16 protein-coding genes are annotated in these 23,743 nt (G+C 63.4%); 2 read left to right on the top strand and 14 right to left on the bottom strand.

Annotated elements, in window-relative coordinates; all coding sequences use genetic code 11:
* Positions 1–180 precede the first annotated feature (180 nt).
* The 5 genes from ACW18C_RS13910 to ACW18C_RS13930 all read right to left on the bottom strand — a co-directional run bounded on the left by ACW18C_RS13910 (position 181) and on the right by ACW18C_RS13930 (position 6,620).
* Positions 181–2,202, bottom strand: a complete 2,022-nt coding sequence (locus ACW18C_RS13910; RefSeq protein WP_492071522.1) for a TniQ family protein — start codon at positions 2,200–2,202, stop codon at positions 181–183.
* Positions 2,145–3,116, bottom strand: a complete 972-nt coding sequence (locus ACW18C_RS13915; protein ID WP_492071524.1) for a TniB family NTP-binding protein — start codon at positions 3,114–3,116, stop codon at positions 2,145–2,147. Before ACW18C_RS13915 ends, ACW18C_RS13910 begins: the two co-directional genes overlap by 58 nt.
* Complete coding sequence (locus ACW18C_RS13920; RefSeq protein WP_492071525.1) at positions 3,113–5,287, bottom strand: TnsB C-terminal domain-containing protein; 2,175 nt, start codon at positions 5,285–5,287, stop codon at positions 3,113–3,115. Before ACW18C_RS13920 ends, ACW18C_RS13915 begins: the two co-directional genes overlap by 4 nt.
* Positions 5,287–6,129 carry a TnsA endonuclease N-terminal domain-containing protein gene (locus ACW18C_RS13925; protein ID WP_492071527.1) on the bottom strand — a complete coding sequence of 281 codons (843 nt, stop codon included), beginning with the start codon at positions 6,127–6,129 and terminating at the stop codon, positions 5,287–5,289. Before ACW18C_RS13925 ends, ACW18C_RS13920 begins: the two co-directional genes overlap by 1 nt.
* A 224-nt stretch (positions 6,130–6,353) precedes the next feature.
* Positions 6,354–6,620, bottom strand: coding sequence for a helix-turn-helix domain-containing protein (locus ACW18C_RS13930; protein WP_492071528.1), 267 nt, complete (start codon positions 6,618–6,620; stop codon positions 6,354–6,356).
* Positions 6,621–7,064: 444 nt separating this feature from the next.
* Here ACW18C_RS13930 and ACW18C_RS13935 point away from each other — a divergent pair, with 444 nt between their 5' ends.
* Positions 7,065–7,379 carry a hypothetical protein gene (locus ACW18C_RS13935; protein WP_492071530.1) on the top strand — a complete coding sequence of 105 codons (315 nt, stop codon included), beginning with the start codon at positions 7,065–7,067 and terminating at the stop codon, positions 7,377–7,379.
* A 453-nt stretch (positions 7,380–7,832) separates the two neighbouring features.
* On the opposite strand, the gene ACW18C_RS13940 is transcribed toward ACW18C_RS13935, so the two are convergent.
* The 3 genes from ACW18C_RS13940 to ACW18C_RS13950 form a co-directional block, all read right to left on the bottom strand.
* Positions 7,833–8,303 (bottom strand): Mov34/MPN/PAD-1 family protein, encoded by a 471-nt coding sequence (locus ACW18C_RS13940; RefSeq protein ID WP_492071531.1) that lies wholly within the window; start codon positions 8,301–8,303, stop codon positions 7,833–7,835.
* Positions 8,300–10,018 (bottom strand): ThiF family adenylyltransferase, encoded by a 1,719-nt coding sequence (locus ACW18C_RS13945; RefSeq protein WP_492071533.1) that lies wholly within the window; start codon positions 10,016–10,018, stop codon positions 8,300–8,302. Before ACW18C_RS13945 ends, ACW18C_RS13940 begins: the two co-directional genes overlap by 4 nt.
* A gap of 66 nt (positions 10,019–10,084) precedes the next feature.
* Positions 10,085–11,317 (bottom strand): CBASS cGAMP synthase, encoded by a 1,233-nt coding sequence (locus tag ACW18C_RS13950; protein WP_492071535.1) that lies wholly within the window; start codon positions 11,315–11,317, stop codon positions 10,085–10,087.
* Positions 11,318–11,391: 74 nt separating this feature from the next.
* Here ACW18C_RS13950 and ACW18C_RS13955 point away from each other — a divergent pair, with 74 nt between their 5' ends.
* Positions 11,392–12,051, top strand: a complete 660-nt coding sequence (locus ACW18C_RS13955) for a Cap15 family cyclic dinucleotide receptor domain-containing protein (protein WP_492071536.1) — start codon at positions 11,392–11,394, stop codon at positions 12,049–12,051.
* Between the two features lie 619 nt (positions 12,052–12,670).
* Here the strand turns inward: ACW18C_RS13955 and ACW18C_RS13960 are convergent.
* The 6 genes from ACW18C_RS13960 to ACW18C_RS13985 all read right to left on the bottom strand — a co-directional run bounded on the left by ACW18C_RS13960 (position 12,671) and on the right by ACW18C_RS13985 (position 23,715).
* Positions 12,671–15,310, bottom strand: a complete 2,640-nt coding sequence (locus ACW18C_RS13960) for an AAA family ATPase (RefSeq protein ID WP_492071537.1) — start codon at positions 15,308–15,310, stop codon at positions 12,671–12,673.
* A complete protein-coding gene (locus ACW18C_RS13965; protein WP_492071539.1) occupies positions 15,307–16,428 on the bottom strand; it encodes a metallophosphoesterase family protein in 1,122 nt (373 codons plus the stop codon). Before ACW18C_RS13965 ends, ACW18C_RS13960 begins: the two co-directional genes overlap by 4 nt.
* Before the next feature lie 50 nt (positions 16,429–16,478).
* The gene (locus tag ACW18C_RS13970) at positions 16,479–16,688 is read right to left on the bottom strand and encodes a KTSC domain-containing protein (protein ID WP_492071541.1); all 210 of its coding nucleotides are present in this window, start codon (positions 16,686–16,688) and stop codon (positions 16,479–16,481) included.
* The gene (locus tag ACW18C_RS13975; RefSeq protein WP_492074033.1) at positions 16,685–18,238 is read right to left on the bottom strand and encodes an ATP-binding protein; all 1,554 of its coding nucleotides are present in this window, start codon (positions 18,236–18,238) and stop codon (positions 16,685–16,687) included. The genes ACW18C_RS13970 and ACW18C_RS13975 overlap by 4 nt, the downstream gene beginning before the upstream one ends.
* A 242-nt stretch (positions 18,239–18,480) precedes the next feature.
* Complete coding sequence (locus tag ACW18C_RS13980) at positions 18,481–19,671, bottom strand: SIR2 family NAD-dependent protein deacylase (protein WP_492071543.1); 1,191 nt, start codon at positions 19,669–19,671, stop codon at positions 18,481–18,483.
* 138 nt (positions 19,672–19,809) lie between these two features.
* Entirely contained in the window at positions 19,810–23,715 is a 3,906-nt protein-coding gene (locus ACW18C_RS13985; protein ID WP_492071545.1) for a hypothetical protein, read from the bottom strand.
* Positions 23,716–23,743: the final 28 nt, after the last annotated feature.

Here is a 23,743-nt window from a genome sequence, read left to right on the forward strand (position 1 = left end):
GATGACTACTCGCTTATAAGGCGAATGACCCCGCAGATACTGGGTATCCGGTCTGCGTCCCGACGAAGCGCAGCGCCGCGAGTCTAGGCCCTCGCCTCGCCTCGCATCGATACCAGCCTGCTGACGAAATCGCCGCTGAGCCGCCAACTGGTTCACTAGACAGACCTCAACGGGATCCCATCATGGCTGATCCGGCTGCTCGCGACTGAATAGCTCCAACGGCCTTGCAGCGGTCGCCGGTACAAGGCCTGGCCAAAAGGGAACCGGTTTTGGCGGCCCCGGATTCTCCCATGCAGAAACGAGGAGACGTCGCCGATAAGCAGCGATGATACCGTCGGGTCCCCAGAGACTTTTGCGCTCCCAGAAGCCAGAGCGATCTCGCTCAAAGCCCTTAAAAGGGAGCCTCCAGTTCAGAGCGGCTGTCCTCATACATAGCAGCGCGGAAATCTCCTGAATGCTTATGTAGTTCTGGGCGAACTGCTCCACAGAACGCGCCTCAAACACAGTCGGCTTTTGGCTCACGACATTGAGAAGGTCGCACTTGCACAGACGGCTAATATCAGCGGGAAGGCAGTTCAGAAGGCGTTCGACTTCGGTGCGGCTTAGGATATTCGGCCTCAGGGAGCCCATGGAGGCGGCCGGCACATGGCACATGACTGGGTGCCGGCTGAGGGCGCGTTGGCGGATGTCAAACGCTACCGATTCATGGACCAACAACCGTCCCAACTTGAGCTCGCGTGACCCAGGGTATCTAAGTCCGTGGGGTAAGGAATCCGCCAGAGCTGCTGTGATGACCGCAGCCCAAGGCTTGTAGCCCCCACCAATGCTGGCGAAAGCCCATTCGATAGGAACAAAGTCTTCGCCCTCGCTTGAGAACTGAACCTTGGAAAGGAGGGCTTCTTCGAACGCTCGTAGACTTCCGATTTCTATCTGGAGACTGCCCTGAAAAGCACGATCAACCGTCTCAGAGCAGCGCTGGAGGAGTCCCGACGCCATCAGCTGGCGCACGTCCGCCACGCTGAGATCGACCTCTTTGGCCCAGGTCGAAGCGAAGGTCCTACCGTCCAGACACTCCCGCCCCAAGGCCACGTCACGGTCCGTAAACCAGTCGCACTTCCGCACGACCCCGCGCGGATTGCGCTGACCAAACACGCCGGCGTCCGCCATCGCCTTGACGGACGCATTCTCGACTCTCAACGCACGGGCCAGCTCTGTCGTTGAAAGGAGATTGTTGCTCTGCCGAATGTTCCTGAGCCTTACGATGCCAGGGACTTTGGGGTCCATAGCGCTCATCGCGATCATGACCTTGCGCAGATCACCGCCCCTCGCCTCTGCCGCCACTTCCATGCGACGGAAAAAGACAGGCTTCAGCGCATTTAACGCCGCCGCCTCCGTCAGGGCGTGGACAGAGGCTGGATAGCCCATCACCAATTCCATCCCAGCGGCTAGGCTTAGATAGCTCCACCCTTCGTCCTTTTGCAGCTTCTGGCCGGATCGAGGGGGCTTCAGAGCGCGGCCGCAAGCGACCACAAGCTGGAAGACTTCGACAGGACTCAGGGAGCCCAGGTCCTCATGGAGAGCGATCTCGGCGCCTAGGTCTTGGCGCTCAACAGTGGCCAAGCGCATGGCCTGTGTGAGGACCGGTCGCCAACTGTCGGGCACATAGTCGCTGTCTGCTTTGCGGAGGTCCGCTGTGCAGGAGGGGCATGTGTGGACCGAAGGCTGACCCCAACCCAGCGGAGCGCGGCATGAGGGACAACTTTCGATCAACATCTGCCAAGTCTCGACGCAGAAATCGGCGGCGCTGATGAACCAACTCGCCCTGTGGTGAGGCGAGATGCGCAGCGACGCTGGAGCGACGCGGCGACGCCCATAGCTCAGCATCTTACGGGGAAGCTCCGGAAAAACGCTCCTTTCGCAGACCGCCTTGAACGTCTGGATCGGAATCCCGATGATCTGGGCGATGCCGTCCTGCTGGAACCTCGTGAGCTTGCCCGGCGGCCAGTCACACACTCCGTCGAGAATGTCGGCAGGGCGCTGAAGGACGTTATGGTCCGCCACCCGCGTAAGGTAACCCAGCAAGCTCTCATTGGGGGCGGGTTGGATCCTGATCACAAGACGCCGGCGGGGGGCGTTGGCCGCTCTCACCGAAGCAAGGACCGGAACGGGTTGGTCGAACAGAAGCTGTTCGGGATCGCCCATCGATCCGTTGCGAGAACGAAGTCATAGAGTTCGATCCGTTCGGCAGACCGCCGGATTGCGATCGTCATCGCCTCCTTCGCCAGCCTGGACACCGTGCCGACGACGCCGCCGGACACATTGTGCAAAGCACCAAGGAACTCCGCTCCATCCAGACCGGAGGCGCTCCGCATCAGGCCGCGCTTCACGACCTCCGCATCCAGCCGCTGCCAGAAGCCGCTAAACAGCTCGGCGTCTTCCGCCACCGTGGCCCTCAGAGGCTTGAAATCACAAGGCGGAAGCAGCCGCCCGTTGAGCTGCAAATTCCGATTGAACATGGCCTCGGCGTCTTCCGTGCCAAGGAAGACGATGGGGACCACGCCCGTATCCAGAAGCGACTTCAGCGCATCCGTGAAGTCGTTTTTCGCCGAGCTTCTGAAATTGAGATGCTGCACCTCGTCGATGATCAGAAGCTGGGTTTGGAAGTGTTCAAAGCACGCAATGACACGACGCCTCAGGGTCTGTTCGGTCCCCCTGTCTGCGAACCCGTCTCCCATCTCGGTGAGGATGTCTGAAAACAGCTTCTTGGGGGTCGCAGCGCTCGTGAGGCTCACCATCACCACAGGCTTTACGTCTGGGTCGGAACGCTCCCGGGTTTCCAGTTTGGCGATGAAGGTCCGCGCCGCAGTGGATTTGCCGGAGCCGGACGGCGCCAGCACCCGCAAGCCGCTTTGCGGACGCCCCTTCGTCGCCAAACCGAGCTGACGCAGATAATCACAGTCGGAGTGGAAGGTGACGTGCCGCGGGTAAGGCAGGAAAATCTCCTTATAGGTCGCGACTGCAGCGGCGACCTTCGCGTTGGCGACGGACGAAGTGTCTTCCACGACATCGCCCGTCTCGGGCGCGAAGCCCTCACCAAGGGATCGAAAGCGCGTCATTTGAACTCATCCCAGTTGCGGCTGGTTGAGACGATCGCGAAGGCGTTCGGTTCGGCGCCCTCTTCTCCCTTCGGTTTCCGCTTGGATGCTGGTTTCTGGCGTGATTTCGGTCGCGCAGGACGACTGGGACGTATGCCGCCGTCCGTCCGCTCCGACGCCAGGGCGATCTGGGGAATGATCGGCGCGAGTCCGTCATGTCGTGAGGCGGCGTACTCGATTTCGACCACCCCGGACGGCGCCGCTTCAACCACTGGCGCACGGAGCATCCGAACCAGGGCTCTGCGCTGTCGCTGCTTGGCGTCCGGCATCAGCCGCTCGGCCTTGGCGACCAGCCGAGCCCGGGCTTCAAGGCGCTCCCGCTGAGAACTGAACTTCAGGCCCTCCTCACGGGCCGAGGCCTGGACCTGCTCGTGCTGCCAAAGCGACAATCCTTCGGCATAGTCCGGCTCCGTGCAGGGCAGGCGGACATAGACGTCCCGCCGGTGATTATAGACGTGCACCGCTCCCAGGTTCGCGGGATTGTATTTGACCTTCACTCTGCAGACCGCAGAGCCTGAGTTCCTCTGCTCCCTGACTGGGGCCGAGAACACGAGATCCTCCAGCAAGGGTCCGACCAAGGCGGGGTCGTGGTAGGTGAGGTTGTTGAGCAGAATCCCGGATCGGCTCAGCTGTCGCTCCATGGGCACGCCAAGCACTTTGTCGAGCACGGACGGATCATCATAGATCGGTATGCCGTAGGCGGCAGCGTCACGCTTCCACAGAAGACCGGGCGGAAAGCCCGTCCCTGTATGCACATCCAGGTGATAGATTCGCAGCGCCTCCCAGATGAGGTCTTCGATTTCCTCAATCGTCAGGATAGCCGTTGCGAGCGGATTGTATCCCAGCTCCCTCGACCGCTGGATCGAAAGACGGGCGCCGGGAAGCTTGTGTACGACCAGGGTGTTGAGGGTGCGGAAGAAGCGTTCGACGATGGCCTTGTGTTGGGGAGACGCAATCGGCGCCAGTTCGAACGTCGTGCCGAGATCGGTCAGGCCATCTTCGGCCGTAATGCCGGAGAACTCCTTGCCGTTGTCCATGATGATGTGATCGAACCTGCCGAAGATCTGATCGAACCCCCGGCTCTCATCCTTGCGGTCGAAGTAGACCTTCTTCGGCAAGGCGGCGCGCTTCACGCACTCGGCGACGGTGTAGATGGAGGGCGGCTCAAAGCTCAGGACGAACCCGACCACGCACCGCGTCTTCACGTCGATGATAACCGTCAGCCAAGGCGTTCCGATTGGAAGCATATGGACTGCGTCGAAGGCGGCGATCGCATCCAGGGAGGTGCTGTCCATGCATCCAATGGCAAGGAAGCGAGACGCCCTCAGCTGGCCCTTCACCGCCTTGAATCGGGCAGCCGCATCCTTGTCGCCCCATTTCGCCGCGTGGGCCCGTCGGCTGTCGCACTTCTTGATCTTGGACCGGAAGAACTCGCCGGACGGCATCGGGAGCGGCTGAAGACCCGCACGCTCTCGCCAGCGGTTTAGGCGATGTATGCGACTGGCGAAGACGGCGTAGGCGTCAGCCTGCGACCAGCCCATCCGGGTCCAGTAAAGCACCGCATAGCGGTCTGCAGCGCGATGCAGGGCTTGGGGATGGCGGACAGCGCGAGGGACCCGTCCCGTCATCGACATCATCTGCCCTAACGATCGGCGTCCCGCTTCGCCGCGATCCTCCAGCCATCGGATCACTGTCCGTGGATGCGGCTTCTCGAACTGCGCCGCCTTCTCCGCCTGTTCAGACCAGAGCCTGGCCATGGCGTAGCTGATCTGGGTCTCGCTACGCTTGACCAGACCCAGTTCATCCAGCCCCCGCAGAACGAACACACGTCTGCGCGCATCACGGTCCATCTGATGGATGGCGCCGGGATCATATTCTCGCTCCGCCGCGACGCGACGCGCCAGCGTGGCCTTCATCGGAGGAAGACGCCGCAGCTTTCCTGATCGGTAGGCGTCCATGGCCCAGGCGCTGTCAGGCAGACGGTAGCCCATGTCGTCCTGAAGCTGGAACGGTGCGCCGGAGCGTTCGATCCGGAACTGTAAAAGGTCGCCGCCGAGTTCGCGCTCAAAGGTCAACACTAAACCCTCGAACGCCCAACGCTCGCCCGGTTCCAGTCTGATCGGTGAGGGCATCAGACTTCTCCCTCAATCAAACTGCTGTAGGCCCTGACTTCACTGTGGGCCGTCAGTGGCTCCTCCAGATCAATCTGAACCAGCCGGGCGACCATCAGCGCTCGCAAGATGGCTTCACCTTTCGGCGGCGCCTCGATCACTGAGGCGATCTCGTCAAACAGTCCCTCCCCGCCCCGCTCAGCCAGCGCCGCTCGGGCTCTGTAGACGTGCCGCTCGTCGAACAGCACCATTCTATCCTGCTGGATGAGCTTGATGTTCTCACGGCGCACGCGGGGAAGGTGGATGCGTTCGCCGACGGCAAAAGCGAGCGTCCAGCCGATCATGGCGCAGATTTTCGCCACCTGGCTGAGCTTGCCGCTGTAGTCCGCGTCACGCAGGTACCGGCTGTCCGCCTTCACCTCGACGACCTCTATCCGACCGCTGTCAAGCAGCCTGACGCAATCTGGGATGTAGCGCCTCAGCTGGCCATCAAGCACGAACTCGAACCGGAAGGGTTGGGCCCGATAATCGACAACGCGCGGATCAACCTCGCACTCCTGGTAGAAGGCCAGTTCATTGTGGCTTTCGAAGACCTGACCGCGGCCGGCTTTACGGCTGGCGTACTTGCCGGTCATGTTGCGTTTGCGCCCTGTGAGAACGCTTCGGATCGGCCGCCCGTCCGGCGTGAGTACGATGCGGCCGGCCACGCTGTGTTCGCGATGCCCGGGCTGGGCCAAGGCGCCTTTGACCGCCGCCATCAGAAGCGAGGGCGTTTCACCCCTCAGCGGCGCCCGAGATTGCAGGTTTGCGGTTGGGGGCTCAGCCAGGTGCTCCCGGCTTCCCGCCAACGGAAATGCTGACATCGGATAATCTTCCTCATGCCTCACAGCCGACCGGCGTCGAGGCCCTCGGCGAGTTGCGGACGAGCGTCAGGGCTCCCGCGCCGACGATGGCGACGGGTTGCTTGACGCGATCAGTTGTTTGAGGGAGAGTCCGACGTCGCATCCTACGACTTCGGGGTTCGCCCCTCGAGAGGCCCACGCTTTGGCGAGCGTGGGCTTCTTCAGTTCTGGACCTGGTGGGTACGTCAGGGACTGGGCATGTCGACCGCCCCTTCCTGAACACGCACCGGCATTGGGTATCGTTCTGGCCAAAGGTGAGCAGGCTCTTTCCCCGCCGCGCGGGCGATTGCCGTCTCCACCCGTCGGGAGCGACGATCCCCTTGGCTCACGATCGTGACCGTGCTGGCCGCGACGCCGAGCTCTCTGGCCACCTGAGCCAGGGTGCAGCCGTTGACGGCCAATGCCGCCTTGACCCGCTCATGATTGGCTTTGGCATCCATCATCGCGGCCATCCTTAGACTACTACAATGCGAGTGCGCCTTCCCAGCGGATTCGCCTCTGATGAAATACCGCAAACAAATATGATGAAGTCAATACAGTAAAATTCTCCACTTTCGGACTGATGATTTCGTTCAGCGACGCACACAAATTTGACAACAAAAACAATGACGCCCCACCCTCTCACCCAAAGCTGTTTAACTGCCTCACACAGAACTGCTTAACTGCCTCACGCAGAACTGCTTAACTGCCTCACACAGAACTGTTCGACAGCCCCAAAACTGCGCGGCTTTAGACTCGGCTACTCATGCGGCCGCACCGGCCCGTCGCAAGAACGCGCAGCATCGCGCCCAGAAAGTCGGGACGTCCTCGACACGCCGCCCTTAGGAACCCTTGCGGGAGGGGCTGGCGCTCTCGAGTGTTCTCCCTGATGGTCAAAGCACCACAGAAACCTGAAGGTGAACATGTCTGTCCCATCTACTCGCCAAGGTCTCGAACACGCCTCCACAGGCCTGCTTCTTTTGATCAGCGCATGGGCCTCAGCCAGTACGGCCTACTGGTCGATGGGACTGGCCGCGGTTGCACCGGAATGGATCAAAGCCGTTAACTCCCTAGAGAGCCCGACAGCCTTTGGCTGGACTGGCGCGCTTGTGACCGCCGGCTTCTTCGTGATCGGATTGAGCTGGCTTTTGTCGACACTGATCGCAACGGCGTCTGGCGGGGTGATCGTCAAGCGCCTGCAAGCAGGTCGTGCTGATCGTGGCCCGCGTTGAGGGCAATCAGATCTCGGCTGCCAACCCCGAACAGGTTCGCCGGGCGATCAGCCTGATAAGGGCCGGCCGGTCGAGCTGAGGACCGCCGACGCGATCTTTGCAAAGGCGGGGATGTCGGATGGCCGCAGTGCGCCGATACTGTTGAAAAAGTCCGCAGGCCCGCCGTGATCGACCTTTTTGGGCAGATCTAGTGCTGCTGCGAAAGTTTAAGCGATTGATTTCGTTGGAGTCGGATTTCGAGGCCAGCACGCAATTTGCGCCGTTTCAGCGGTCCCCCGACTTTTTCAACAGTATCCGCCCGGACCGGACATTCAGACCTAAGCGACCTTCAGACGTTCCGCTTGAGCCTACACCACCTCTCCGAACATCCGGTTCGCTCAAATTCAGCCGTGCTCGTCATCCGCGCCAGCGGCAGCGAGACGTCTCACAGGAGCATACTTCAGCGAGGCTCACCTACCACTCGACCGTTAGAGGATAGAGGTCAGCTTCGTCGCCAACGCCGACGTAGAGTCCGCCCGGAAAGGAAGTCCGTCCGACGATCACCATCAGAACGCCAGCCAAGACCAGCCGTGACTTCCTAGCCGTACTTTTGACCGTCCGGATGTCGCGTCCAGACGGCTCGGGAACAGCTTGAGGGTGGGTGTGCCAGTCGCCCACATAGTGCCAGCCCAAGGCACACATTTCCTGAATCTCGCGCTTCTCGGCGGCTCTATCAGGAATGTATGAGAACGGCCTCCGGATGTCCGTCGGACGCGGCCCAGTCGCGACTCCAATGGAAATGACATCGGTACTGAACTTGGCGAAGAGTTGCCCTCCCGCCTCCAACTGCCAGAACCGAAGCTGGCGGTGTTTATCGAAGCGCTCCAGTACGGACGGGGATATCTCGACGATTTGCCCCGACACGCCAACCACGTATCGCATCATGCCCTTCCACAAACGTGACAGCCGTCCATTCGAGGCCAATAACGGGTGATGGCCCGATTGGACGGCATTTTGTCCGTCGCCTCGATCCACTCGTTCGTCCAAGCACCGCCCGCCCTTTCCAAGTTCGATGCCGGTCCGGACCAAAGACGATGCTCCGCCGCTTTCGCCCTGCCCGAGAGTGCGTCGAGAGCGAGTTCAGCCACGGAAATCGCGCCTCGCTCAAGCTGCAGAGCTCCATAGGGTTGGAAGAAAGCCCCGCATGCCGGTTCCTGAACCAGCGTCCGCGACGCCCAGTCGGTCACCTTGAAGTGCGGCTCGCCCCTTTCCGACATCCCGCAAGCAAAGCATGCAGCCTTCTGGGAGTGATCAAGCAGGAGTGCCTGTCCAGCCGCTGCTTCCGGCTCTACCCACCCATAGAGGACGCACGCCTGACGGTCCTGCAGCCATAGGTCCAACATGCTTTCAGCCGTCCAACTTCCGACCGTGCTTATCACTAGATCGACGTCAAACAATGAGGAGCGAGCATCCGCCGCAACCTGCCACTCGTATTCTGCGACGGTGACATCGAAGATGTGGGGGTAGTCGAGTTCCAGCCGTCGGCCCAATTCCCGAGCTTTCTTCAAGCCAACGGACGACGCGCCAAGTGCGTGACGGCTAGTGTTAGCCGCTGTCAGGTTCTCGCCATCGACGAGGGTGAAGCCGCCTACTCCGGCTTGGGCGAGCAACCGCGCGACCGCCGATCCTAGAGAACCGCAGCCGACGAGAGCAACAGTGGATATGCGGAGGGCCTCGACATCCCGGTTCGTGTCGCGGCCATGGACCCAATCTGCGTCAATACGCTCTACCTGTCGCCGCGCGATGTGGGCGCGATTGGTGAACCGCATGGCGGCAGGTTTCCGCCCCGCGCGTGCCGTGGGCCGAAATCCACGGGTTAGCCACTCACGGTTCGGGTATCGCGACGCTCGCCCGGACTTCGACGGGTAGACCGTGGCCGCGACATACGACGCGCCTGGAGGCGTGGGAAAACCGAAAACCACCATCACCCCGTCTGGAGCCCCCATGACCACATTGGGGAGGTCGTCGGACAGGCCAGATTGCTCAAGACGTTCTTCAAGCTCGCCACACGAACGCGGAAGTCCACTCGGCAGTGGCGGCTCATCGAGCCAGCAGAACAATCCCCGGACCAGGTGGGGTCTACTCCGCATGCTCGGAAAGCGATGCTTTATCCAATCTGTCAACGCACGGGGGTCATCACCGACAACCGCGAAGGTCTTGCCTTCCCAGACATAGATGAGACGACTCGGGCCCTCCCGATCCAAGAGCGCCCTAACAGGCTTCCATCCGGAATCAGCCCGCCAATACGAGAGCGCCTCAGCACGGAAGTCGCCCTCGTTCGCCCCGCTCAGTCCATCGATTAGCAGGTTCCGTGCAGCGAGGATTTGATCCTCGACCAGCCCAACAGGATCCGTCGTCACCCACTCGGCCGCGCCGGTCAGAAGGCAAAGCCCGCCGTCAGGCTCAACATGGGGAAAGCTCGGAAACGGGGGCGCATCGACGAGTGCGACCTTCGGCGCCTCCCAAGGGAAGCCCGGCGGAAGCCACAACTCGACTTCAATCTCTTGATCAAGGACCGGCAGAAGAAACCGCCAAGCACCAATGGCACCCGGGTATCGATCCTCGATGATGTCAGCCGGGGAAGCCTCGGCCTTAGCCATCCATTCCGCTATCGCGTTCGCAGCCTCTTGCGAAACTGCGCCGATGCGACCGTCTCTTGGTGCCATTCAGCCGTACCGACCGTCACCGTCCTTTTCGACAGCCTCACGTTCTTGGGCGCGCTCCGCCATTTCACTCAACAAGCCCGACGACAGGACGGCAGGCGACGAGATCGCGGGCGGGTTGGGATCATCGGAGCTGATCAGGGTAATGTCGTTGGGGATCCGCTCCCCGAAGGCCGAGATGAGTTCGTTGAGCGCCGCTTGCTGGGCGTCCGTCCCACGCAGGGCGTGACCAACTCGGGCAGCAAGCTCCTCCGCCTTCACAGCGTAGTCCGCGCGTTGCTCCGGTGACCATTTCTCATCTAGGCGTTGGCCCTCGACCACTGGGTTGTCGATCCGATTCCGGAGCAGGTTCGGCAGACATTCGGCGACATCGAGAAGACGGAGATCATCACGGTTTTCGGGGATCTTCGGGTTCGCGTCGAAAGCCTCGCGGACGCAGGCCATCAGGGCGATCGAGGCGAGTCTGCACTCTGACCACTGATGATCACGCCAGCCCTTCAGATACCGGCAGATCCTCCGGAATTGTGGACCATAGTCGGACACGCCATCTCGTACCCAGTCCTCCAGCTTCCGAGGGTCCGACGGCTTCCAGCCCTCTTCCCGATGAGCCAGCATGATCTGGTTGGGGTCAAGCGCTCGGTAGGTCGTTTCACTGATTTCAGTGGCGTCACGCATCGCGACGCGAGCCATTCCGTCGAACGCCGCCTTCTCGACGAGAACCTCAAACTCTTCGTCAGGGATCGCATAGAGCGCCACGTCCATATGAACGCCTTCGCCGAGGCGAATCCGCACGCAAGACGGGAGATCCGTTTCGAGTTCCCACCCGTTTTCATCGCAGAGGGGTTGGAGCGCCGTTTCGACCACTGTGAAATAGCCGGTATGAACGAGGGTCGGATGGGATCCTCCCTGCTCGGCAAGGTAGGAAACGGGGAGGAACATCCCGTCGTCCAAGTCGATTTCCTGCGGTTTCTGCGCAGGCTCATTCAACGTATGATAGGCGAAGCTGCCTTGCATACGGAACTTCGGCAGCAGGGTTTGTTGGGAGGCTGAGGCGGTCTCGAAGAGAGCGTCCGTCGCTAAGAAGCTGGCCCAGTCCCTGAAGGCAGCCTTGAGAGTGTCGCGGACAGTGTCACGCACCGAACGCAGCTGTGCCTGCTGGTCGCTCTCGACCGTTATTGCCGCCAGATAGTTTTTGCCCGTGGTGTTGTCGAACACCCGGTGCGCGTTGAGAGCCATCGCCCCCTCCCTTGATAAGGCAACATCGTTTTCCCAAGTTAGGAAGCTCTACCGTCGGGAACAAGGGGTGAACGGTGTATCAATCCATCGGTCTGGGGAAGATCCTGACGCTTTTTGCTATGATTGCAGGGGTGGTCGCCGTTGGGACGATCTTTCTATTCCCTCCAGCCAACCTTATGGGCTGGTGGAAGCCCGTGAGTTTCGGGATGACTGCCAGTAGCTTGCTGATTGTGGGTATAGGCCAATCTCCCCTGTTTCCGTGGTTGTGCAGGCTGAGTTGGCTGCGCGAACTCGCCCCAGACATCAGCGGTGCTTGGCGGGCGACCCTTCGCAGCAATTGGCCGACAATCGCGAACCTCTCCGGGCATAATCCTGGCAGCGGCGCGCCAATCACTGCGGACATCAACGTTGTCGCCAGGCTTCTGCATGTGAAGATTAGGTTCTGCTCCGACACCAAGTATTCCAAGTCGAAATCAGTCAGTGTTAGCGTTCATCGAGATGAACATGATGGGGCCGTTCGAATTTACTACACCTATGAGAACACGACAGAAAACCCTCTTGAGACCGATAGCTCCCATCATTTCGGATCAGCCTACGTGGACGTAACTGGGGTGGAGGCGGAAATGACTCTCGAAGGTCTCTATTGGACCAACCGAAACTGGACTGACGGGCTAAACACTGCCGGAACGATTACGTGGACTCGTCATTCTGGCCCGCCCGTAAATGCTGCCTGACCACTGTCGCTGAGTGCCTTCAGCCACAAGTGCCTGCGCCACGGCTTCAGTCTGGCTGTTTTACAGACCCGCCATATCGACGAGTGCTGACAAGGACCGCCAGATCTTCTGGTTTACAGCTATTGCGTGGAGTAAACGAAGGAACATTCAGCATGGGAAGCGGGCGGTGCCCAAAGCCGACCTCCCGGATCACCGCTAAGAGTCAGAGGCGGCACCGGTGCGAAGCTCAAGGTCTTCGGGGCGTTCGGTGCCCTTCCCCCGCCGTCCGCCAATGTCTGAGAGGCGCTAGGAGCGAACATAGAACTTTGGCCGGGAAGGAGACCTATCTGGGCGCATAACGACCAATAGTCAGACCGTCGATCGTAACCGACTAATAGTTTCAGTTCGTCCAGCGCATGAATAACTCCGTTGCCGTTTCGGCATTCGAGCCATGCGGCCGGCCTGACAAAACACGCATGCCGCAGCCTCAGATCCACACGCATAAAATCCTCCAACGACGTCATTGTCGGCGAGATGGAGGCTCTCGTGGAACAACTCGGTCTTGATGTCGGGATCGCGCCACGCGATTTCTATCCGGCGGAGCGGATGTTGGCGACCACGACCGGTCCCGACCTAGGCGTTAAGCCTGCGCCAACGAGAGGCGATGGCCCGCGACATGGCGGAACGCTTTCGTGCGGCAGGTCAGCAATATAATCTGCATGCGCTCGCTGGCGGTGGTCAGGATATTGGTCATCAGCTCGAACCGACCGTCATCCGAATAGACCAAGGGATCGTCGAGGATGAGGGACACAGGTCCGCCCCTGTCCAGCAGGAGGTCCGCGAAGGCCAGGCGGGTAAGCACCGCCAGCTGCTCCTGGGTGCCCCGGCTCAGGTCGCCGCTGGCCTCCGCCGTCGATCCCCTGGTCAGGGCCGTCAGGGTCATCTCCTCGTTGAACCGGGGCTCGGCCCCCGGCAGGACCTGTTCGACATAACGGGCCACCCGCCGCGTGACCGGCTCGAGGAAGGTCCGCGCCGTCTCACCGCCCACATCCGACAGGGTTTGGCGCAGAAGCTCCAGCGCGTCGGCTTCCGCCGCCAGCCTGGCTTGTCGCTCCAGTGCGGCCTGATGTTGTTCGTCCGCCTCAGCCGCTAGGCTCGCCGGCCCCTTGGAGCCCTCGTTGTCGATCAGGGATTCCAGCCCGCCGATCTGGCTGGCGAGATCGATCTGCTCCTGCTGGCCTTGCGCCTGTTCCCTGACGATGTTGGCGATGCCCTGGGCGATCCGAGCGACATCGAACGTCCCTGCCAGCTGGCTGACCTGTTCCAGCGCCTCGGATCGACGTGCGAGTTCCTCCTTGAGCGCCAGGCAGGACGCCTCCACCGCCTGCAGATCGCCCTCCTGCTCGGCTGCTTCGAGAGTCTGGCGGGCCTGTCCCAGGCCACGCACCAGGTCGGCGCGTTCGGCTCCAAGGCGGGCCAGGGTCTTGTCATGCTCGTGCGCGACGGCCTGCTGGGCCTCCAGACGCGTCCGGGCCGTTTGTTCCTCTTCGCGCGCCGATTGAAGCGCCGCCTCGAGCGCGGCCAAGTCGACGGCCGGGCCGTCGGGCGCCGTATCGGCCACATCGCCCAGATCGATCAGCAGAGCCTTCAGCGCCGCCGAGCCGGGCGCCAGCCCCAAAACCGGCTCGCCCGGGCAAAGCCGCTCTAGCTGTTGCCTGAGTGAGGCGATCTCCTCGATCGCATTGGCGGCGCGTTCGGCGCGCGCCCGCGCGGCGGCCACGGTCTCCGATCCTAGCGGCTCCAAGGCGCTCGCCAACGCCGCCTCGGCGGATTTCAGTTCGGATTCGGCGGCCAGCCCCGTCGCCCCGGGCGGCGTCACCACGATCCTCGCCGCCTTCTCCACAAGGAATTCGGTCGGACGAACGAGGTCGCGCCGCCCCGGTTCGGCGGCCTGGCCATCCACCGTCAACGCCACGTCCGACAGGAGTTCGATCTCGACCGCCACTGCGCCCAGTTCGAAGGCGATCCGCGCCTCGGTGACCTTCAGGTCGAGCGCGTCCAGGGCCTTGAGGTCCGCAGCGTCGATATGAAGCCTCGCCGTCTCGTCGCGCTGCGCGATCACCTCCTCGAGCCGGCGGATTTCCGCGTGCTGGGCCCGGATGCGCTCCACGGCGCCTTGTTTTTCGCGCTCCGTGAAATACGCCCTGGCCTCGATCAGGGCCTTGTCCGCCACGCCCAGACGCTCACGGGCTTTGGCGAGGCGGTCACGGTTCGCATCGAGGACTTTCAGCGCCGCCGCGAACTCGGCCTCTTCCCCGGACTGGGTGAGTTCGGACCTGGCGAGGGCTTCAGACAGGTCCACGACCTCCTTGATCGCCGAGCGATGGCGCTGCAGGCGCTGTTCGAGATTCAGCACGGCCGCCGCCGTCTCGCCGAAACGCGCTTCGGCGCTCGACAGCCTCAGCTGGCTGTTGTCCGCCGCCTTCTTGTCATCGTGAAGCCGGCGTAGCCGTTCGGCGATTTCCGGATCCGCGAGATCCCGATCGAGCAGCCGCCGGCGCGCGCGCGCCTCCTCGAGGCTGGCGAGAGCGCCCTGATAGGCCGCCAGCTTCGCGGCGGCTTCGTCGCGCCTTGAGCGGGTCGCCTCCACCTCGGCCTCGGCCGTCGCGAGCCGGCCCGTGGACTTGCCGGCCCGGCTCGTCCGGTACTCGGCATAGGCCTCCTCGACGCGCGCCTTGACCAGATCGAACCTGCGCCCGCCCAGGACGACGCCGACCTCAGCCTCGAGCGCTTCGCGCACGCTTTCCCGAACCAGTTGGCCCGGCGCAACGACCGACAGGGCCGTGGCTTGTTCGACCCAAAGCAGACCGAGAACGCCGCGCGTTTCGGGATCGCTCCCTCGATTGTTGCCCTTCTCGAAGCCGAGCAGATCCTGCAGTCGCTCTTCGGCCGCGTCACTCTCGAGCCGCCCTTCCGGCCCCTCCAGCAAGACCGAAGGTGCCTTGAGAAACTGCTTCTCCAGCCGCCAGCGCTGTTGATCGATCTCGAACTCCACCGCGACACGCGGCGCGACATCGTCGCCGAAGGGACAGAAGGACCGTACAAGCTCGCTCTTGGCGGAGTGACGCACGAAGAAGGCCGCGCGAAGCGCCTCCAGAAGCGTGGATTTGCCCGTCTCGTTCGGCTCGACGACGATGTTCAGCCCGTCGCTGAACTCGGAGATCGTCACGGGTTTGCGGAACTTGCGAAAGTTGGCGAGCGTGAGATTGCGAACCTTCATGACGACGCCTCGTCACCGACCCGCAAGGCCTCGATGTAGAGCCGTTCAAGCGCGGCCCTAGCCGTCTGGGCGCTCGCATCTCCCGACCGGGAGGAGGCCAGCAGGCGTTCGGCGACGAGCGCCAGGACGCCCTGCACATCGATATTGGATAGGTCGTCGTCCGTAGGGCTGGCGAGCAGATCCTCGCTTCTCGCCTCCAGCCAGCGAAGGGCGTGCGCCACGTCCTGTTCCAGCCGCTCGAGCACCGCCACCCGCGCGGCCAGGGAAACGGACCCCGCGACGGTCAATTTGAGCAGGGTTCGGGCGGGCTTACAGGATGCGCGAAACGCGTCGAGCTGGTGCTCGAAATCCTTCGCGTCGGAGAGCTCCCAACGCCGGGTCAGCCACCGGAACCGGCCGGTCTCGACACGCTCCAGCCTGGGCGGCGCGCCGGGCCGGACGTCGGCGACGATGACGCTGCCGGCCTCGTCGCGACCGAAGCGATCCACCTCCGGCGTGCCGCTGTAGGCTGTGTGGGCGTTGATCTCCAAATGCCCGTGCCAGTCCCCAAGAGCTAGATAGTCCAGCCCCGCCGTCCGGGCGCGATCGGGGGAGATCAGGTTGGAGGAGTCGTTCGACCCGCCGAACTCTGTGATGGAGCCGTGGGCCAGCCCGATCCGCGTCGCGCCCGCCGGCGTGGCTATTTCGCCGAAGCCCGCCGTGGGATCGTCGCGGTTTCGCCTGTGGTCCAGCGGGGCGGGCAGCAGCCAGGCTCCCTCCTCCAGCATCGTTGCCACGGGCGCGTCCAAAATCCGGACCTTGTCGGGCGCCCTGGCGCGCACGCGCGTCCACAGGCCGGCCGCCCGGGCGTGATCGTGATTGCCCGGCATCAGCCACCAGGTCACAGGCACCTGGTGCATTCTGGACAGCGCCTGGCCGAGGATGCGGTCTCCCGGGTCAATGTTGTCGAACACATCCCCGGCCACCACGACGTGTAACGCCTGGTGGGCCAGCGCGACCGCCGCGATCCGGTCGATCGCCTCGAAACGCGCTTCCGTCAACGCGGACCGGACATCGTCCGGAAACCCGCCGAAGGGTTTCCCGAGCTGCCAGTCCGCAGTGTGGACGATCTTGACCATGAGGCCCCTGTCCTAGACCGCCACTCCGGCGGCCATCAAGACCCGCAGCCTCACTGCTTCTGATACGGGTAGCGAGGCTTGATGTAGGCGTTCAGGTAGGTCCCATGGGACCCGGCGGCCATTAGGGCGTCGTACTCCGCCTCCGGCACATTCAGATAATGGTAGACAGACCCGTTGAGGAACTCGACCTCGAGGATCTGGAGGGCGGCATCGTAGCCGATGGACGCGATATTGCTGGAGCTGACGGGTTGGCGATTCATGGCTTAACTTTCTGGATTTTCGGTTTCGACCAATTCGGGTTTTGCGACCGCCAGGCGGCGGCCAGTCGTTCGTAATCTTCGTCTCCCCTGGGTCTGGCCCAGGCCTCGGCGACATCGGGATCGGCGCTGTTGGGCCGCTCGTTCTCCGGTGGAAGATTGATCCGGCACCGGATCGGCAGGCGCGCCGCCTCTCCCATGATGATGGCCTCGCCGGTCCTCAGGACCGGGAGGGTGTCGACCAGTCCCCCGAGGCTGTCCGGCAGGGAGGCCTTGACCTTGCTCTGGTCCGCGCTGTTGGACAGTCGCAGCGCCATCAGCGATCCGCACTGGGATAGGATGGTCTCGTCGATCTCCGAGGGTCGCTGACTGACGATCATGGCGCCGACGCCGAACTTCCGGCCCTCCTTGACGATCCGCTGCACCATGTCGCGCGCCGGATTGTTGGTATCCTTGCCGAGGTAGCGGTGGGCCTCTTCCATGACGATCAGGCTTGGACGGGCCCGCCCGCCTTCGGGAAGCGAGCGCCCCCAGAACATCGCTTCGTAGGTGATGTTGAGAATCCCGCCGATCAGGTGGATCAGGACGTCGCTGGGAACGCCGGACAGGTCGAGAACGGTGATGGCTTTGGGGTGACCGAACCAGCCAGCCAAGAGATCCGGCAGTTCCTTCGCAGGCTTGCCCTTCAGGTCGGGCTCCCATTCGCCCGGATGCAGCATGAAGTCGTACTGGTGATCGAGCAGACGCGATCGCATCTGGTTCAGTTGACGGCGGAGGCCGAAGACACCGACCGTGTTCTGGTGCGGCAGGGCTGACCCGGCCCCTGCCGGTTCATACTTCGGCATGCGGAGGGCTTCCGCATCCCCCTCCGTCTCCAGCGCCGGCACGGTGCGCGCCGCGTCCGACCAGGTCCTGTATTCCGGATCGACGAGATGAAACCAAAGCTGCTTCAGGCTGAACGGCAGGGGCGTGTTGGCCGTCAGAGCATTGACGTCTACGCCTGCGACACCCGGGGCGACCGCCAGCTTGGCCTCCTGGATCCGGTCGAGTATGCCGGTGTGAGCGCTCTCCGACACCTTGCCCAACAGGAATTCAATCAGCTGGGCGGTGTCCAGCGCCCAGTAAGGGACGTGAAGCGGCCGGTCGTCCGCCTCGGTCGGATTGATCCGGAACACGGTCGCGATCGACTTGAGCGCGTCGCCGTATTCGCCGTGGATATCGAGCAGGAGAATGCGGGCACCGGGGCTCTCGTTGCGCCCGCCGGATTTGCAGATCGATCGAAGCAAGCTGGCCACGGTCGTGGACTTGCCGGACCCGGTCGAGCCGAGAACGGCACTGTGTCGCGTGACCAGCTTGTCCAGATCGATCCTGACCGGGATGCTTTCGGCCCCCGCCAGCCGGCCGATCACGATCTGTCCCATGTCGTCGAGGCCGTAGATCCGCCCGAGATCGTCCTCGGTGACCAGATGGACCTCGTCGTTGATGCCCGGATACTGGCTGATGCCGCGCTCGAAACTGGTCTCGACGATTTCGCCGACCAGCTGGACCGTCATCCAGCTTTCCCCCCGCTGCCGGGCGTCCACGAGAGTCCCGGGCGTCGCCTCGGCTCCGACCTCCGAAATGACGCCGTAGAGGTCGTGATACCCTTGGGGGATCCTCACAAAACTGCCGACCTGGCCTACGCGATAGCTGCGTCCGCCGATGATGGAGATGCCGGAGGCGACCGACTCCGATTGCCGCACGCTGACGGTGGAGCCAGCGACGTTTCCGACCCGGCCGAGGAATGTCGGCGCGGTCACGCGGCAGGCACCGGCGCCGGCGCCGGTGCCGGATCGAAGGCCTGCGGAGACCTGGAGTTGGCGAAGAAACGGGCGAAGGCGTCGATGGCCCCCAGCTGGAACTCGGGCGGCTCCCCCTCGGCGCTCGGTGCCCAGTAACTCTTGCGGATCGGCCCCCAGTCCTTTGTCGGCAGGTCCCCCGGCGCCGACCAAGGCGCGGCCACTCCGTTGATGACGGCCTTGTCCCGCGCATAGACGCTGAAGTTCGAGCGTTTCGTCGCGAGATCGACTGCGCAGACCTCCTTGTCGAGGGTCTGGTACTGAAAGGCAAACACGCTGGAGGCCGGATTGGCGGCGAGCGCTTCGCTGATCCGGGCGGTGATGTGGGCGTCCGCATAAGAGAAGCCGACCGACACCAGAAGGGTGTCTTCGGTTGCCAGGAACGCCCGCAGACGGTCGAGCAGCGCCGCATAGGGCGCCTTCTGGGTCTGGTCGTATTTCAGATGCTCGGGGAAGATCAGGTGGGTCGCATTGGGTTGACCGGTCCGGATGACCTCTCCTCGCCCGTTGGCCCGCCATCCCAGCGACCCATGCAGTTTCCAGAGCTTGCTCCAGCGTGGCGACAGACTGTCCTCGGACACCGAGGCAGGATCGAAGAAGGCTTCGCGGGATCCGGAGAAGCCGTCGAAATACGGCGCCTGGGCGCGTTCGAAGGCCTCCTCGAACAGAAGGTCGTAGTTCGTGGTGAAGACCTCGACCGGATGGGCGCGCGACGCGCCGGTGATCCAGCTCACCAGTTCAGTGTAGGGCGAGACGTCCGGGGGAAGCCGCACATCCACGATTTTGCCGATCTCGGCGCAGATGGCTTCGGCCATCTCCCGGTAACCATCGGCGTCCAGACCATGCACCTGGGTGGAGCCGATGACGGTCGACAGGGACCGGATGCGAGACAGCAGGGTCTCGATATCGTGGGTAGTCAGGTCAACCTTCAATCCTTCGATCTGCGCCGCGTATTTCGGACCGAGGGTGTTGAGGACTTGGGTCGTCAGGCCCGCCACGGCCGGAATGAGCGGCCTTGAGCCGTCAGCCCGGCACATTCCCGCCGGCGCGCCCGCCCCGACAAGTACGGCGATCCTTTTGCGGCTCTGCGCAATCAGGGTGCGTAAGGCGGCCATATACTGATCGGGATTGTGGACGCTGACGCTCAACCTGTGCCCCCCCTTAGTGATCCGGCGTCGGACACATTTTCCGGACCCCGACTCAACCTTGACGGTAATCTCGCACCAAGTTGCGCCACACTCCAGATTGAAATGCGAAAGTTAAAGCCAATCTCGATCCAGTGGTTGTCATTTCACCTCACCGTCGTCGAGACGCGCTGCAGCGGCCTCGGTCGCCTCATGGTCGATCAGGCCCAGACGGGCTAAGATGAGACGTTCGGCAAAGGGCGTCACGACTCCTCGGACCACGCCGATGTAATCCTCCGCCAAGGTCGGAGAGATCATCTGGTTGGAGCCTTCGGTGGCGACCCGCTGCGCCGCCTCGCACAGGAACATGGCGGAATCGCCCACCGTTGGATGCGGATTGTCGCCCAGGAAGAGCGTGAGGGTCTCGAGATCCGAGGTCAGTCGCTCCGCCATCATATTGAAGAAGACTTCCTCCTCTTCATTGAGCAATCCGTCACGCTGTCGGCTCATGAACGACAGGGCGAAGGCCGCGTCGATGCCGCGTTCGAAGCGCTGGCGGGCTTCGCTTTCCGGCAGGGGCGGGAACGGCAGGTGGTCCTTCCAGTCCTGCAGAAAAGTTGTGAGGGGAAAGACGGAGGAGATGTAGACGAACCCGACGGGCGCCACATGACCCTGAACCACTGGCGCGAGGCTCAGGGAGCCGTCCAGCTCGAGAGCAAGGCCGCACTCGCCGAGAACCGGCTCCAGCGGGAACAGGTCGAACACCGTCTCCATCGGAACCAGCGCCGCATACTCCACCTCGGGCCATTGCCAGCCGCGCGCGTTTTCGGCGGGCCGCGAAATCACCGTAGCAGTCACCCCGCGCGAATCTAGGGCGACCCGGATGGCTTCGCGGGCCTGTTCCGTCCTCCGCTCGGCCCGCGCTCGCGCCCGGTCGGCGGCCCGTTGCAGGATGCTGTGACGGCGGCTCACAGTGCCGAACTGGAGCGCGGCCGTTTGACGAGACGAGGAGTCGTTTACGGCGTCGCCCAGCACGGCGCGGATATTCCACAGCGTCGCCTCCAGCGCCTTGAGCGGCTCGATTGGGGGCTCAGCGGTGTTGCGCCAGATGGTCGAATCCTGGAGCTTCAACGCCTCGCGGGCCAAATCGACAGTACGCGCGGCGATAAGGTTAGGCTTGTCGCTGATCCCATCCGTCAGCTCCGTCATCAGTCGCTCGAGCCCGGTGACGAACCCATGCAGATGATCGTGACCCGCCATGGCGCCGGCGGCCAGCGGTCCGCCCTGAGCATTGTCGACTGGCGGCGGACTGACGAAGGTGGTCAGCAATTTGCGGACCTGCAGGAGGGCCAGCCAGCGCGTGTCAGGCCGTGTCTGACGGCAGTAGAAGTCGCCCGCCTGCTCGACCCAACCGGCAACCTCCCGAATGGCCGAGGCCAGGAAGGTGACCCGCCCCGTCGCGGTCCCCGTTGCGACCAGCCGGCTGATAGCGCGGGACTGCGCTCGGTTCCAGGCGACGGCGGCGTCTGGTGTCACAGCAATTCGGGTAAGCCTGAGCGTGGCGATCGTGTGATCGCCCATCCCGGCAGGCTGACCGTCCGCCCACACAGCGTCGCAGACAATCCGTTCAGCTCCGGGGGCCACGGCTCCCAGCTTGCGGCAGTAGGCGACCGCAGCAGCGTGGATGTCAGGCTGCACCTCGGGGTGAACGAACTTCAGGTTCGAGAACACTGCGGCCTGCCCTTCCAACTCTCCGAGGGTCGGCGGCGTCGCCCACGCCGTCTCGGCATAGAGACGGTTCAACAAATGGTCGGCCCCGCCTGCGGCGTCGACGAGGGTCTGCGCCGGTTCAACGCCGCGCATCCGCGCCGTCTCAAGAAGCGGTATCAGCGAGTCCAGGTCGGGATCACCGAGCTCCGGAGGAACCAGCGTCATGGTCGGCGGCTCGGGCGCACCATGAAGGGGAAGCAGCGCGGCGGCCAGGGCATTTGCTTCGGCCCAGTCCAGTTCAGGCGGCGACACGCCGTCCTCAATGCGGTCGAGCAGCGCGCGTCGTCGATCCGGAACCACGAGCTTCGTAAAGGCGGCACGAGCCCGGTTGAAGTTCGCGAAGATGGGATCGTCGCCGAACTCGGAGTTCATCGACGCCAGCATGAACAGGGTGTCCGTGCTGCGATCGTCGAGCTCGGCTTCCCTGGAAATGTCCAGCCAACGCGCGGCCACATCGTCCGCCGTCGCCAGACCAAGGCCATGGAACGCGCCGATCCAGGTCGCGGCGTCCGCGTCCCCGAGGCGCTCGACCAGGCCCTCCATCACCACTGCCTCGGCCTCCGGCCAGCGCCGCAGCACACCCGGAATGAAAGCGGCCAGACTGGCGGGGGTGAGCGTCCCGAGTGCTGCGGCGATCGCGACCTCCGGCATTTCGCCGAGCAGGGATCGCACCGCCTCGTCCAGGTGCTGTGATCGGATCTCGTGAAGCCCCGCGATGGACCCGTCCGGACGGACCCGGATGGCGTGCTCATCGACCAGCCGCTGCATTGCTTGGGCGAAAACGATCTCGTCGAGATCTTCGCGGTCACGGAGACGGATCGGGTCCACCGCACCCCCATGAGTCGAGGCGCACGCGACCGCGCGCAGCACGCGAAGCTCGGCTCCTCGGCCCTCGGCGAGACGACGCCGCACCTGTTCCTGGATCGTCTCGGCGAGACGTTGGCCCGCCGTGAGAAGGTGGACGTACTCGAGGAGGAGCCCGGCGCTCTTCTCGAAAGGCTCTCGCCAATGGGCGAACTCAACCGAGCCCTGCGCGTGCAGCGCCGCCCAGAGACGTGCGGCCATATCCTCTTTCAGGGTCGGACGGATGGCGCGGGTCCGGGTCGCAGTCGCTAGCAGGAACAGGTCTTCCTCGCGAACCGTGGCCAGAGCGAGCAGACCAGGGGTCTGTTCGACCTCCTTGACCAGATCATCCCAGCCGTCGGTCGCGTCACGGCCTACATCGTCGAGAACGAAGCCGACCGGACGCGCGGTCGTGGCCTCGAGGCGTTTGGCCAGGGTGGCGATACGCCCCACGTCTACTTGCCTCAGTCCCCTCAACCGGTACCAGCGGACCGTATGGCGAGAATGGTAGGCGGCTAGCCAGGCGAGCGCTGACTTGCCCGCGCCCGACGGTCCGACGACCAGAGCAGCCCGGCGGCTCTCGAGCGCCTCGAGAACCTCGGCGACGGCCTCGGGCCGATCGAAGACGAGGCCCGCGCCGACGTGGCCGGGCGCGGTGTTTACGCCGGAATAGAAGCCCTCGGTCGGCGTCGCAGCCGCGAAGTCCGCGATGTCGGCCAATCCGGCCGTCAAGTCCAGATATCCAGTCGGATCGATCAGGCCGGCGGCGTGGTCGAGCCGCTCTTGAACGTCTGTTCGGCCGAGGGTGAAGATCTCGGGAGGCGAGGCCCGATAATTCCGATCCGCGCGATCGCCTGCGATGTCCCGCAGCATCTGGGCGACCAACGTCCGCGCCGCCGGGTCAAGGTCTGAAGGGACGAGGACCTTGGCGCAATGGGCGAGCGGCTCGGGTTCGACGACCACGCCTATCCGATCCATCAGCGCGACCAGATCGACCCCGTCAGGGAGCTGAGCGCTCAGCGCCTCGGTGAAGGCATCCAGCGACTGACCCGAGGATGCGAGGCTATTGAGGAATCCGGTCTCCACCAAGTCGACGGGTGGTCGCTCTAGGACGATCGCGATCCGGTATGTGGGGTTATCGCTCCATCCTTCCGGGAGGTCGAGCGCCGCCTTTGCGACATAGCCGGCGATCTCGGTCGTGCTGAACAGGCCTCTGGGATCGTGCCGGGACTTGATCTGAACCCGGGTCTCCAGGCCTTCGCCGTGCAGGGTGGCGTCATCGACGCCTTCCGGGACGACCGTGACCCACGCCGTTCCGCCGGACCAGGCCTCAGCGGCCAGCCAGGCCGAAACCGAATCCTGATACCGGAAGCCCCGGCCGGCGCGCGCGCCGCTCCGCGTCCGCGCCCAGAGCTCGGCGTCAATCAGATGCAGTTCGTCCGGCTGCAAACCCATGGATCAATACCCTCCTCCCACGCCCGAA

The organism is Brevundimonas sp. FV1ye7S (genome assembly GCF_058680995.1).